This is a genomic window from Rhodovibrio sodomensis, from assembly GCF_016583645.1.
Taxonomy (GTDB): Bacteria; Pseudomonadota; Alphaproteobacteria; order Kiloniellales; family Rhodovibrionaceae; genus Rhodovibrio; species Rhodovibrio sodomensis.
In genome coordinates, this window is the sequence record NZ_NRRL01000137.1 from 1 (window position 1) to 11,900 (window position 11,900).

Consider the following 11,900-nt stretch of genomic DNA (forward strand, 5'->3'; position numbering starts at 1 on the left):
GCCGCGTCTGCGATTGCCGCCGCAGCACCCGATCGATCTGCACCGCGGCGATCACGAAGTTGCGCAGGTCCGCCCGGCTATAAGTCCGTGTCCGGGCCTCGCCGGCGGTGGGATCGGCGCTGATGTCGACGGTGCTCACTGACGCACGATCCAACGCTGTCGCAGCAGCCGGCGGGGCCTGCAAACTCGCAGCAGCTAGGATCACGGCGGCGATCAGCGGACGGGCGGGGACGATCGAGCTTGGCATGGCCGGCACCTCCTGAGGGTCCCTGGTGAACCTGTTTTCTCAACAGGCCCCAGGGTGAGCGCGTGCCACGCGCATACGTTGTGCCAGCAATCACAGTTCACGACGTGTTGATGCTACTGCGATCAACTAACCGCAGCCGCCGATCCTGCTGCGGCCGGCAAAACGCGTCATCCCCAAGCCGCACGAAAGCTGACGGCGCCCGATCCAGTTGATGTGGTGCCGGTTGTCCCATGCCCGGCGCCCATGATCTATGCCCCGGCCGGGGCCAACTCCAGCCAACTGCCGCCGATTTTGAGACCGGTTCCCGTACCGCTGGAAATCCCCAGGGGCTGCAAAGCGATACCGTCGTCACTGCCGCCCATGAGCACCGCGGCACCGCCTTCGACACCGATCCCGGCCGTGGCTTCGGCACCGGCGTAATCCCCGGCCAGCGCGTGGTCACCAACGGCAACCTGCGTGCCCACCTCCAGCACCGCAAAGTTCAGCTGCCGATCGCTGTCGAAGGTCATATCGAGGCCGGCGAGATGCAGGGTTCCCGTGTAGCTTTCCTGCCCGTCCGGCGTCTCAAAGCGGCAGGTGACGTCTGTCTCGGAATAGAGCACCCAGTTACTGCCCCCGCCGGCCGTACTGCAGGTCAGGACCCCAACTTGAGCACCGGAATCCGCCTGGGCCACGGACGCGGCCGCGAGGAGGACCGTCGCCGCCAACGTCATCTCGATCTTGCGCATCTGCATGGCTCCCGTCGTTTGCAAGACACCCCGGCAAACGGACAATGCCGATTTCCCATGGGTATCAGACGGGTCAGCTTGGCGCAGATCACGACTGGCTCACGCCTTATCGAGATCAGGGAATAGGGAAGATCTGGAGGTTGCTTATCGGAAGCGGCCTTGAGACGTGCCCTGTCTTAACCATCACGAAGCATCGCACTTTGCTCAGCCCGGCAGCCAGACCCGGAACCGCGTGCCGGTCGCGCCGGTGTCGACCAAACTCAGCTGACCGGCGTTCAGGGTCGCCATCTCCTCGGCGATCTGCAGGCCGAGCCCGGTGCCGCCGCTGCGCCGGGCGAGTTCCGAAGGCCGCGCGTTCTCCGCGCCGGCCGGCAGCCCCGGGCCGTCGTCGATGACGTCCAGATAGCGCCAGCCGTCGTCGCGGACCGCACCATCGATCCGGATTCGGCTGGTACCAGCGGCATCCGCGGCATTGCGCAGCAGATTGAGCAGGATGCGATGGACCTGCTGCCGATCGGCCTGTGCGGTCGCCTCAGCCGGCACGTCGACGGTCACCCGGATATCGCGGCTCGGCAGCTCGCTGGCCACCTCCCGGGCCAACGCGGCGAGCGCAATCGGCTCGGGTGTCGGCTCCGGTTCCGCCGCCGAGCCGACGGACAGACTGCGCCGGCACATCTCGATCGCGCGGTCGACCGAAGTCAGGACCCCCTGGGCAAGGCGTTGCACCTGCGGATCGTCACGGGTACTCAGCGTCTCCGCCAGCATCACGGCGTTGGCGAGCACGTTGCGCAGGTCGTGGGACACCTTCCGGACCGCCTGCCCGAGCTCCGCGAGCCGGTCGGTACGCAGATCGTGGATCACGCTCAGCACGCACCGCCGGCCGAACACCTCGATGTAGGTCGCCCGCACGCGCGCCGGCACGAACACGCCGTCGCGCGCCCGGCAGGCCATATCGTCGCGCTCCCAGTCGCCGTGCTGGATCACGTCGTCGATGAATTGTGTCAACACCGCAAGCTCGTGTGGATGGATATCCTGCGCGCGGACCCGGCCGATATCCGCGTGTCCGTAGCCCAGCAGCCCGCGCGCGGCGGCGTTGGCCTCCTGGATCGTCCCCGTCTCGATATCGATCAGAACGGCGGCATCCGCCATGCGCTCGAACAGCTTGGCGAAGTTGTCGTCCCGGTTCAGCTCGGAAACGCCCTGCGGCATGCTCGGCTCCCCCTTCAAAGCGCTCACGCTCACCTCACGCGTGTGTGAAGGTAGCCCGGAGACCCGCCCACGTCACGGGACCGTGATGCGATCGTGCTTTTCCCGGTCGACAGAAGACTGACTAGATTTGGCGCCCCGAGAGACAGCGAAACCGTGGGGCCCGTCATGACCTTCCTCCCCTCCCGGCCGTCCGGCACGCTGATGGACGCCTTTAAGGCCAATCCAGCTGCCGCCGTCCCCTTGCACCGGTTTGCGAACGCCGTCATGCGCGGTGACGGTCCGTTCACACCCGCTCAGCGCGAAGCGATTGCCGCGCGGGTGTCGGCCGCCAACGGATGCGGTTTCTGCCAGGATTCCCACCGGATCGCGGCCCTCGAATTGGGCATGGACGCCGATGCGCTCGAGGCGACTGTTTCCGCTGCCGCGAGCGCCCACCCGGACGGCGCGCTCCGGCCGGTCCTCGCCTACGTCGACAAGCTCAACGCCGCGCCCGATACCCTCGAAGCCGCGGATGTCGACGCGGTGCTCGCGGCCGGCTGGCCGGAAGCGGCCGTCGAACAGGCCGCCCTGATCTGCGGCTTCTTCAACCTGATGAACCGCTGGGTCGAGGGCACCGGCATCGAGAACGCCACCTCGTCCGCGACCGCCGCCGGGCGCATGGTGGCCCGTCAGGGCTACGCGGCCATCAGCGATATGCTCGCCGGTGAGGGCGTCCGTGGCTGAGATGGCGGATCCGCACATGACGCTGGCCCTCGCCGACTGGCGTCGGCGCGTCAACGAGCTCTACGCGGCCGTCCGCGTTGCCGCCGATCCTCAAGCCGCCTGGCGCATGTGGCGGGCCGAACGCGACGAACTCTTGGGGTTACATGCTCAGTCGCCGCTTTCGGAGGACCAGAAGCGGACGTTCACCGGTCTGACGTTCTTCGATTACGATCCCGCGCTCCGCTTCACCCCCGAGCTCGACCCGGTCCCGGACGCCGCGCCCTGCGAGATCGACATCGGGCAGGACGGCATCATCAACCTGCTGCCCTTCGCCCGGACGCGCGGGCTGGCGGACGCGCTTGGCGGCGAACTGACGCTGTACTGGATCGGCGGCTACGGCGGCGGCGTCTTCCTGCCGTTCGCGGATGCGCATTCCGCCACCTATGGCGGGGGTCGCTATCTGCTGGACGGGATAAAAGGGGCCGACCTCGGCCGCACGGACGCCGGATCGCCGATCCTCGACTTCAACTTCGCGTACAACCCATCGTGCGCCTACAACGGCCCAGAGCAGTCCACTGCGGGTTGGGTCTGTCCGCTTGCCCCCGCCGAGAACCACCTGCAGCACCCTGTTGCCGTCGGCGAACAGAGCTTCCACAGGCCGACATAGGTCGGCCCCGGCGCAGGGGGCGGGCGCCGGGGCCGGAAGCCGCACGCTCACCGCCGGTGAGGGGGAGGCCGGCGAGCACGAAAACACCGGCGTGCGGCCTTTCTGGTGTGGGTGGTTCGGAAGTAGGCTTCTTCGCGGTAGTTGGGTTTCCAACGCCTCATGCCGTCACCTCCTTGCGCTCGAGCGCTTTTCCACCCGGTCGGATCGCTGGCTTAGCCGCTCTCGTCGGCTCGTTGGATCGCGTCCAAGATCGTGGCGAAGAACCCCTCCTCGCCCGCATCGCCATCACGCTTGGCTTCGGCGGATTCAGGATCGACGGCGCGCTCCTCCCGATCAGCGAAGTACGAACGATCCATCGGCCGCGGCTCACCGTCGCCGGGTGTCCACGCGTTGCCCGCCCGTTCGCCGACATCCGGCCAAGCACTGTCGGCATTCGCGGGTGCGGCGGCACCGGCGCCCAGCATAAGCGCGGTGGCGGTGGCCACCGCGGCGGTCGTTTTGACGGTCCGGAACATGGCGTTTCTTCTCTCCAGTCTATTGAAGAGTCTTGGCTCGAAAACGGCCGCTTTTCGTGGGTCGTCTCCGCTTTGCTTTCACACTGGAAGATGGGAGAGAGGCTAATTCGCAGATATGTTCGCCATCACACGTAACGCGAGTGTGATTGCTGGTGTTTGGTTGGCCGGAAAACTTCGTGATCGATGTCGATGATATGGCTGCCCTGGCCGGAGCCATGGTTTGATTGCCGTTGTGAATCAGGCCCCGAAGCACGCCGTGTCGGTTTCGCCATCCAGTGTTGAAGGTGCGACGGCCGCTCGTTCTACAATACTAACGGGCGGCTTCGGACCGCGCGCGGGCCTCATGATAACTGTCAAGAAGCACCGCGGGTAGCGCAGTAAACGGGCGTCATACTCTGATGCCTGAGCGCGCCGAGAGCAGCGTTAACGACAAGCGGCTCTACATGCGAAGTCGCTGGCGTTGCTTTTATCCTAAGTTACAGGGATCACATGAGCCGCGCCGCGCTAAACATTCAAAAACGTGTGTACTGCAACAAAACGGTTTTGACAGCAGCATCTCTTTCGCGGCAGCGTCCAACGTCGAGAGTATGTGCTCGCGCACAGCGTTGCATAGTTTTCGGGGAGGTAGACAACATGGCGCACAAAACCGGTAACCCGTTCATAGATCAGAACCTAAGCGAAATGTTCAATCCGCACAATTACTTGGATCAGTTCCAGATACCGGGTCTGGACAACCAAAATTTGATGGAAGCGCACCGCAAGAACATCGAGGCGCTGGCAGAGGCTAACCGGGTGGTCCTCGAAGGGGCCCAGGCGATGGTCCGCCTGCAGACCGAAACCGTCTGCACGGCAATGGACGAGGTCGCTCAGGCAATGCAGCTGGCTCAGCAAGCCAGTTCCAATGAGGAGATCGTTGCCAAGCAGACCGAAATCTACAGGTCCGCCTTCGAGACCGCGCTCAAGCATGCGCGCGAAATGACCGAGACGGGTGCCAAGTCACAGAACGACGCGCTGGAGCTGCTGAACAAGCGCGTGGCCGCAAACTTAGACGAGATGCGCGACAAAATGCAGACCCTCGTTAAGCAAAGCGAGAGTGCGACCGCCCAAGCGACCAGCGCGTTGCAGAGCGCAGGGCAGGCCGCGACCGGCACGACCAACGGCTCTGGTCAGGTTCGCCAGAGCAGTGCGCGCTCTAGCTCTTCGAAAGGTAAGAGAGAGACGACGTCCAGCACGACAGCGAGCTAACACAGGCGACCACACGCGCCGCCGCGGCGACGAGTGGCAAAAATTAGACAAGCCTAGGTGGCCGGCATCTCCATCGCGATAGCGTGGGATGTCGGTCCTGCTTTTTTGAGGCGCCAACCCGATTGCCTCGGACACGACCTGCTAAAGGACACGTACTCGTTCTCATGCGCGCACACGATCGGGACAACACGCTCGCTTGACGAAGACAGAGGCCACAACCGGGCCGACAGCGCCCCTGTAAAACTTGTCGTGTTGCGCAAGTCGCCATTCAACATGCTGCGCCACGTGCGTCGGAATATTTTCATCAGCCTGAAGCGCAATCGGGTCGGCTGGTCCAACCAGATCGCCTACAACATCCTCGGCCCAATGCGGTAGCCCTGTTGTCGACCCTACCGCGCGCCCGCGCTGCGCTCCAGGCCAAGCACACGGTCCAGCGAAATCCCGCCCGGGCCGCGGACCGCGAGATATAGGGCGATCGCCGCCCACCAGGCGTGAACGTTCCACCAATCGTCCCAGCCGGTGAGGCACACGTTATAGTCCGGATTGCACACCGTCAGCTGGATGACGAACGTCATCGTCAGGAGGCCGAAGGCGCCCACCCGGCCGAACAGCCCCAGCACCAGAAGCGCGGGCAGCACGATCTCCGCGACCGCCGTGATCCGGGCGAGGTTGTCGATCCAGAAGAACGACATCCCGGTGTTGCCGTAGAACACCTCGAACTGGCTGTAGGCGCTGTTGGACACGCTGAGCCCGTCCCACTTGGTGAGTCCGGAGTTCAAGAACACGCGGGCGAGGAGCAGCCGCATCGCGAGCAAGCCGACGGGCTCGGCCCAGCTGGCGAGGTCTGTGGCACGGGCGTAGAGGCTTCGCACACTGGCGACGAAGCCGCGGCCGGGGGGCGGGGTCGTCTGGGTGGTCATTGGCGAAGCCCTCGCGACGGTGAATCGGTCGATCAAGGCACGCGGGTTCATGCCGCCTGCGGCGGCTGGACGAGGACGCCGTCGTGCAGCAGCTGGGCGAACAGCGGGGCGATGTCGGCGTCCGGGTCGGCACGCGCCGCGGCGTCCGCCCCCTCCCCCAGCGTGCCGCCGCCGTCGGTTTCGCCCAGGAACGCGGCTTCGGCCCCGCTCAGCCGCCGATGCCGGACCTCTTGGCCCGGCCGCCAGACTAGCACCGCATCTTCCGCGCGGCTCAGCTGCAGGGCCTCTTCGCCCGGCGTCTCGCCGGCGCGCAGCGCCTTCCACAGCGGATAGACGGTCCAGTTCAGCGCGATCCGCTGGACGCTCGGATGCAGGTCCACGGCGACCGAGTCCAGCCCGCCAGCCGACTCAAGCGCGGCCGCGTGCTCCGCGGTCATCGGCTCGGCGTCCGCAGCCACGTGCGCCTCAAGCCAGGCGCGGTCGAGGGCCGCCACGGCCGGCAGGTAGGCCAGCTCCGCGACCGGTGGAAAGCTCCGCAGGAAGTCCGCCATGGCCGCGCCGTAGCCGACCAGTGACCGGCGCGAGGGCGGGTGCTCGCCAACATAGGCCTGCGCCAGCGCCCGGAAGTAGTCGCGGCCGACCAGCGCGCTCACGGCCGGAAAGCTGGACCCCAGCGCCTCCGCGCAGCCGGCTGCGTAGGTGTTGCGGTAGACGGCCGCGCGCCATGTGTCCGCCGGATCCGCGCCGTGGTCGGCAAGCTGCACGGGATCGCCGCCGATCACGACAGCCCGCATCCCCTCCTGGTAGACTTTAAGCGCGGGCAAGGCGGGCAGCTCCTTGCGCGTCGCGGGCGTCGGCCCGGTCGCGGTTCAGGGCGATCCGCCGGTCCGCGGCCCGGCATTCCGCCAGCATGGTCCCGAACGCCGGCAGCTCGGCGTCCCGTTCGACCAGCACCGGCTTCGGCCCCGCCCGCTCCAGCACGTAGTCCAGCAGTTCCCACACTCCCATGCGAACCGGCGCGGCATGCGTATCGATCAAAAGGGCATCGCCGTGGTTCGGGTCCGCATCGTGGCCGGCGATGTGGATTTCGCCGACCCGGTCCAGGTCAAAGGCATCGAGGTAACGCTTGGGATCGTAGCCGACGTTGTGCGCGCTGACGTAGACGTTGTTGACGTCGAGCAGCAGGCCGCAGCCGGTCCGCTTGGCGGCTTCGGCCAGAAACTCCGGCTCCGGGATGTCGCCCGCGAGCGGAAGGTAGACGCTCGGGTTCTCCAGCAAGATGGTCCGGCCGATCGCTTCCTGGAACTGCTCAACGTGGCGGCATAAGATGGCGAGCGCTTCGTCGGTGCGCGGCAGGGGCAATAGGTCGGCCAGGTAGTGGCCGTTGCAGGCGGACCAGGTCGCGTGTTCCGAGATGCTGTCCGGCTGGAAGCGGTCGACTAGCGCCGTCAGCCAGGCGAGATGGTCCTGGTCGAGCGGCTCGTCGCCGCCCAGCGACGCGCCCACACCGTGGAAGCTGAGCGGGCGCTCCGCCCGGATCGCCTCCAGCCAGGCGAGTCGCGGGCCGCCCTCGACCATATAGTTTTCCGGGTGCACCTCGACCCAGAGATCGCGGTCGTCGAGACCGAGCACCTCGCGGTAATAGGCGGGTTTCAGGCTCATGCCCGCCGCCGCCGGAAGACCCGCCGACGGTCCGCCGGCCGTGGTTCGGCGGTCTGCGATAACGTGGCGAACGGTCATTCCGGGCCTCCCTCGCGCGATCGGCTGACTGAGCCACGCCCAGCGGGGTCCGGCGCCTGCGAGCGATGCCGAACCCCGCCCGGGCGATCTCGCGGCTCAGGCCGGGTTGTTGCGTTCGAGCTGCTCGGTCGCAGCCTTGCCGGCCGGGGTCTGGATGTACTCGCAGGTCCCCTTGGGCACCATCGTCCATGCGTTGCCCTGGAAGTCCACCGTGGAGGTGCCGGCGCAGGACGTGCCGGAGCCAGCCGCGCAATCGTTCTCGCCGGCGAGCGCGACACCGTAGCACTTCTGCTTGTCGCGGATGCGCTCGCCGTCCATCCACGCCTGGAACCTATTCTCCGCCTTGGCCGGCGCGGCCTCGGACAGGGAGAGTTGCTTGTTCGGGCCGGCCTCGGCCGCGCCGCCCGCACCGAGCGCCATGGCCGCGCCCACGGCCAAGGCGGAAGCGACTTGCGTAGACTTCACCATTTCCAGGTCCTCCTTATTGGCATTACCGATGATCAAAGCTTCAACTTCTGTGTAGCCGCTTTGGTTGGGCGGTGACAGTCACGACCCATGAACGTCTCGTGAGGTGGCGCTTACGACCTCTTCGGCCGAGCCGCCGGCCGCGATCACCAACGTTCACAACTGCGCGCGTGACGGGAGCGCCCGAGGGCCGTTAGCCCAGCGACCTGTTATGATCGAACTTGTTGTAGACGGAGTGCTCCGATGCCACTCAACGATGTCAGAGGCCTGCTACAGGCTACGCTGGTCGGGCTGATCACCGGGCTCGCGACGGCGCTGGCGATCCTGCCGCTGTTCTGGCTCGAACTCATTCCGATGCCCGAACCGCCGAGCCAGGCTTTCGCCGAGACACTGTTGGGCCCAGTCCCTGAGACGGTCGGGTTCCTGTTCCACCTCGCCTACGTGACCCTCGTTAGCGGCGGCTTCCTGGTGGCGGTGAAGCCGCGTCCCGCACTTTGGGCGATCGCGGCGTGGAGCCTGGGCCTGTGGTTCATTTCCATGGTTAGTTTCTTCCCGATCATCGGGTGGGGCGTCGCCGGGGCCACGGTCAAGTCCAGCGTGGCCCTTGGCGCGCTGGGCCCACACCTGCTGTTCGGCGCGATCCTTTGGGCCACCTCCCGGCTGATCTTCCGCAGAAGCGGCCGCGGCGCGGGCGAAGACGCGCGCCCCGCGCGTCTCAGTAAAGCATCCTCTTGAACCAAACGAGGCGCAGCCATGGCTCGAGTAGATGGAGGCGCCATTCGAGACGTGCCCCTCGGAGGACCATAAATTGGTGCGCCCGCCACGAGAGCTCGTCGCTGCCAGATAGAGTACGCAGCCTTGGCGCGTGTCCTCACCTCCGTCTAACGAGCGCTCGCGGCATAAATTGGGGGACAACACACCCAACAATGTCGGGCGAACAACAAGGCCGCTTCGGTCCCGAAACATCATGCCAGTTCAACCGCTTGGGCATCTCTGAGGCGCAACTGGCGAGGGTCCCCGGCCGTGCAAGGCTTCAGTCGCCGCACCGGCGTGCCGCAACGCTTGACGCTCGGAATGGAAGTCCGCGTCGGGCTTTGCCGCGCGCTCGACGGCATCGACGATCTCGGCCAGTTGGTGTGCGCAGCCAGATTGCCGGCCCAACTGCCAGTACGTCATGTCGATTCCGTGGAAATTTCGCCTGAAAGCGCTGGCCGCGCCTACCACGCACGTTCGGGGCAGCGGCACTCAGGTCGTGTCGATCGGTTCGGGTCATCACCGGCGACTAGGCTTGTCCCAAGATATCGTCTGCTGTCACAGGCCCTTCAGTCGAGGAGATAACCGTCTGGATTTCGGGATCCGGAAAAGCGTGGCGGCCTCACTTGATGGTGCTGCCTGCCCAACATGAAGACGCTGCGACGTCGCCGCCGGCGGGGCTCGCGCTAAACCACTGAAGCGTCGCGGTCCCGTGGCAGCGTCTCTTGGAGCGCCGGAAAAGGGAGGCAACGCGACCACGGTGTGGGTAGGCGGGTGCAACGCGCAAGAGGCTCGGGGAGCGGCCGGCCCATGGTCGGCGTGGCAGACGCCATCACGTCGATGGCGCCGGAGGTGCCTGCACAAGCCCAATAGAAGCGGTCCCGGCGCCGGGGGAGAGCGCCAGGACCTCCGAGCCGCACGCGCGGACAGACAAGAGGAGGAAGGTCTGTCGGGACGCGAGAGGGATTGGCGCGCGGCTCAACCTTCATTTATCGAGCGATGCGGCCTTGTTCAGCGTAGCGGTGTTCCGGCCCGCGGCCGCATGTCGTCGGCGTACAGGTCGATCTCCAGGCGATGCACGCCGTGCAGCTCGGTCTGGTCGTCCAACTGCATCGTGGCTGCACGGTCGTCGGGATCGTAGGTTGGGGTGGACGCGGTTTCCGATACAGCCGGCGCGGACTCCGGCATGCTGAGGTCCAGGCCGCCGGTGCTCGCTGACATCGTAGGCGACATGTTCGCGGTGGGCGCCGCAGCGAGTTGCAGGCCCTCCGGACCGGCCCCGTAGGTTTACTCGGCGCTAACCAGAAGGCCGCCAAAGACGATACCCGCGGCCAGAATAATGGCCTCGGCGGCGCGATCCTTGCGGTACGCGCGCCGTTGCTTGTTGATTGGGCGATGGGTCCGGGTCGTGTCGATGCGGGTCATGATGACCTCCCCGCTGTTGCGTCGTTGGCCTAGGGTGGAACGTGGCGCATCGCGACACGAACAGATGTGCCCGGCATCACACCTCACGCGTGCTTGACCGTTCGCGCGTTCCTGTGAGGCTTGGACGCTTGCGATCCGCAAAGACCCGCGATATCAGCGACCTGGGCACAAGCGTGTTGCTACGTCCCTTGCTTGGCGCCAAACGGAGCATGATGCTGCGCAAGGACAGGAGCGACACACACATGGCTTGCGATCGCGCTAATTGTCCTGGTGCGGCAAGTGCCGGGACTGCGCCACACGACCTGCCGAAGAGACGGCCTATGCCGGTTACCAACCGTCGCACCTTTCTCACACACACGGTCCTTGGAGGTGCCGCGGCTTCCCTCGCGGCGCGTCCGCACGCCGCACATGCCGTCCCGCTGAAGACGCTGAAACTCTGGGGCCCGCCGGCAACCCCGTCGGTTACGCTTGTCAATGCTGTCGCCTCCGGAGGCCTTGAGCGTGTCGCGGAGACGCCGACCTTCAGGTCGTGGAATGGCTTCGACGCGTTGCGGGTGGGCCTCAGGTCAGGTCGGATGGTCGCCTCGCTGGTGCCGGCCACTCTGGCCGCTCGGCTGTATAACGAGGGAACTCCCATCCGGCTGGCCAACATCATGACGGAAGGGCTTCTGTACGTGATCTCGGCAGACCCGGCCATCGCGTCGATCCCCGACCTCGCCGGGCGGAGACTGGCTGTCCCGTTACCCGGTGAAGCCCCGGAAATCGTGTTCACGCGGCTTCTTCGTCACCATGGTATCGAATCTCGTGATGCGGAGATCTCTTATGTCGCTACACCGGCCGCCGCTGTGGAGCGCCTCCTAGCGGGTCGGGTCGATGCCGCCATGGTGCTCGAGCCGGCCGCCAGCGCCGCCATGGCGCGGGGACGTGAAACGGGCACGAACGTGCAACGCGTGATCGACCTCACGGAAGCGTGGGGCGACATGACCGGGGGACCGGCACTTTTACCGATCGCCGGCCTGGGTGTCACCGACGACATATACAGGGAAAAACCTCAGGCGATACGACCGCTTCAACTCGCACTGCGGGAAAGCGTCGAGGAGATCCGCGCGTACCCGTCCGCAGCGGCAGCAACCGCACACGAAACGCTGGGCGTTGCGCAATCGGTCCTGGCCGCGTCAATTCCCTACGCGCGTCTAGTGGCGCGCGAGCCAACATCACTGCGCGGAGTGATCGAAACAATGTTCCGGTCCGTCTCTAGCCCCGACCTCAACGAAATCGGCGGCA

15 protein-coding genes are annotated in these 11,900 nt (G+C 66.0%); 6 read left to right on the top strand and 9 right to left on the bottom strand.

What is annotated here, in order from left to right:
- Positions 1–495: 495 nt before the first annotated feature.
- Together CKO28_RS24260 and CKO28_RS24265 are read right to left on the bottom strand one after the other, a co-directional pair.
- Positions 496–975 carry a DUF992 domain-containing protein gene (locus CKO28_RS24260; RefSeq protein WP_200343475.1) on the bottom strand — a complete coding sequence of 160 codons (480 nt, stop codon included), beginning with the start codon at positions 973–975 and terminating at the stop codon, positions 496–498.
- 204 nt (positions 976–1,179) lie between these two features.
- The gene (locus CKO28_RS24265; RefSeq protein WP_200343476.1) at positions 1,180–2,184 is read right to left on the bottom strand and encodes an ATP-binding protein; all 1,005 of its coding nucleotides are present in this window, start codon (positions 2,182–2,184) and stop codon (positions 1,180–1,182) included.
- Positions 2,185–2,277: 93 nt separating this feature from the next.
- On the opposite strand from CKO28_RS24265, the gene CKO28_RS24270 reads away from it, so the two are divergent.
- Complete coding sequence (locus CKO28_RS24270) at positions 2,278–2,907, top strand: carboxymuconolactone decarboxylase family protein (RefSeq protein WP_200343477.1); 630 nt, start codon at positions 2,278–2,280, stop codon at positions 2,905–2,907.
- A gap of 1 nt (position 2,908) precedes the next feature.
- Positions 2,909–3,553 carry a DUF1684 domain-containing protein gene (locus CKO28_RS24275; protein WP_200343478.1) on the top strand — a complete coding sequence of 215 codons (645 nt, stop codon included), beginning with the start codon at positions 2,909–2,911 and terminating at the stop codon, positions 3,551–3,553.
- A 212-nt stretch (positions 3,554–3,765) separates the two neighbouring features.
- Here the strand turns inward: CKO28_RS24275 and CKO28_RS24280 are convergent, their stop codons facing one another.
- On the bottom strand, positions 3,766–4,068 hold the full coding sequence (locus CKO28_RS24280) for a hypothetical protein (RefSeq protein WP_200343479.1): 303 nt from the start codon (positions 4,066–4,068) through the stop codon (positions 3,766–3,768).
- Between the two features lie 633 nt (positions 4,069–4,701).
- Here CKO28_RS24280 and CKO28_RS24285 point away from each other — a divergent pair.
- Together CKO28_RS24285 and CKO28_RS24290 are read left to right on the top strand one after the other, a co-directional pair.
- A complete protein-coding gene (locus CKO28_RS24285; RefSeq protein ID WP_200343480.1) occupies positions 4,702–5,313 on the top strand; it encodes a phasin family protein in 612 nt (203 codons plus the stop codon).
- A 57-nt stretch (positions 5,314–5,370) separates the two neighbouring features.
- On the top strand, positions 5,371–5,688 hold the full coding sequence (locus CKO28_RS24290) for a hypothetical protein (RefSeq protein WP_200343481.1): 318 nt from the start codon (positions 5,371–5,373) through the stop codon (positions 5,686–5,688).
- Between the two features lie 14 nt (positions 5,689–5,702).
- Here the strand turns inward: CKO28_RS24290 and CKO28_RS24295 are convergent, their stop codons facing one another.
- From CKO28_RS24295 to CKO28_RS28685, 4 genes are all read right to left on the bottom strand, one after another.
- A complete protein-coding gene (locus tag CKO28_RS24295; RefSeq protein WP_200343482.1) occupies positions 5,703–6,233 on the bottom strand; it encodes a DoxX family protein in 531 nt (176 codons plus the stop codon).
- Positions 6,234–6,280: 47 nt separating this feature from the next.
- Complete coding sequence (locus tag CKO28_RS24300) at positions 6,281–7,057, bottom strand: HvfC/BufC N-terminal domain-containing protein (protein WP_200343483.1); 777 nt, start codon at positions 7,055–7,057, stop codon at positions 6,281–6,283.
- Positions 7,044–7,895: an MNIO family bufferin maturase gene (gene bufB, locus CKO28_RS24305; RefSeq protein ID WP_200343484.1), complete on the bottom strand. Its 852-nt coding sequence runs from the start codon at positions 7,893–7,895 to the stop codon at positions 7,044–7,046. The genes CKO28_RS24300 and bufB overlap by 14 nt, the downstream gene beginning before the upstream one ends.
- 174 nt (positions 7,896–8,069) lie before the next feature.
- Positions 8,070–8,441, bottom strand: a complete 372-nt coding sequence (locus CKO28_RS28685) for a BufA1 family periplasmic bufferin-type metallophore (protein WP_242480794.1) — start codon at positions 8,439–8,441, stop codon at positions 8,070–8,072.
- Positions 8,442–8,681: 240 nt separating this feature from the next.
- Between CKO28_RS28685 and CKO28_RS24315 the strand changes: the two genes are divergently transcribed.
- Positions 8,682–9,173 carry a hypothetical protein gene (locus CKO28_RS24315; protein ID WP_200343485.1) on the top strand — a complete coding sequence of 164 codons (492 nt, stop codon included), beginning with the start codon at positions 8,682–8,684 and terminating at the stop codon, positions 9,171–9,173.
- Positions 9,174–10,202: 1,029 nt separating this feature from the next.
- On the opposite strand, the gene CKO28_RS24320 is transcribed toward CKO28_RS24315, so the two are convergent.
- Positions 10,203–10,412: a hypothetical protein gene (locus CKO28_RS24320; protein ID WP_200343486.1), complete on the bottom strand. Its 210-nt coding sequence runs from the start codon at positions 10,410–10,412 to the stop codon at positions 10,203–10,205.
- 66 nt (positions 10,413–10,478) lie between these two features.
- Complete coding sequence (locus CKO28_RS24325) at positions 10,479–10,616, bottom strand: hypothetical protein (RefSeq protein ID WP_200343487.1); 138 nt, start codon at positions 10,614–10,616, stop codon at positions 10,479–10,481.
- Positions 10,617–10,936: 320 nt separating this feature from the next.
- Here CKO28_RS24325 and CKO28_RS24330 point away from each other — a divergent pair.
- Positions 10,937–11,900 (top strand): ABC transporter substrate-binding protein (locus tag CKO28_RS24330; protein ID WP_200343488.1); only part of this gene is annotated, 964 nt, incomplete at its 3' end.

Coding starts and splice junctions, on each gene's coding strand:
- CKO28_RS24260 (WP_200343475.1), bottom strand. CDS start 975: ATGCGCAAGATCGAGATGACGTTGGCGGCGACGGTCCTCCTCGCGGCC.
- CKO28_RS24265 (WP_200343476.1), bottom strand. CDS start 2,184: ATGCCGCAGGGCGTTTCCGAGCTGAACCGGGACGACAACTTCGCCAAG.
- CKO28_RS24275 (WP_200343478.1), top strand. CDS start 2,909: ATGGCGGATCCGCACATGACGCTGGCCCTCGCCGACTGGCGTCGGCGC.
- CKO28_RS24280 (WP_200343479.1), bottom strand. CDS start 4,068: ATGTTCCGGACCGTCAAAACGACCGCCGCGGTGGCCACCGCCACCGCG.
- CKO28_RS24285 (WP_200343480.1), top strand. CDS start 4,702: ATGGCGCACAAAACCGGTAACCCGTTCATAGATCAGAACCTAAGCGAA.
- CKO28_RS24295 (WP_200343482.1), bottom strand. CDS start 6,233: ATGACCACCCAGACGACCCCGCCCCCCGGCCGCGGCTTCGTCGCCAGT.
- bufB (WP_200343484.1), bottom strand. CDS start 7,895: ATGAGCCTGAAACCCGCCTATTACCGCGAGGTGCTCGGTCTCGACGAC.
- CKO28_RS28685 (WP_242480794.1), bottom strand. CDS start 8,441: ATGGTGAAGTCTACGCAAGTCGCTTCCGCCTTGGCCGTGGGCGCGGCC.
- CKO28_RS24315 (WP_200343485.1), top strand. CDS start 8,682: ATGCCACTCAACGATGTCAGAGGCCTGCTACAGGCTACGCTGGTCGGG.
- CKO28_RS24320 (WP_200343486.1), bottom strand. CDS start 10,412: ATGTCAGCGAGCACCGGCGGCCTGGACCTCAGCATGCCGGAGTCCGCG.
- CKO28_RS24325 (WP_200343487.1), bottom strand. CDS start 10,616: ATGACCCGCATCGACACGACCCGGACCCATCGCCCAATCAACAAGCAA.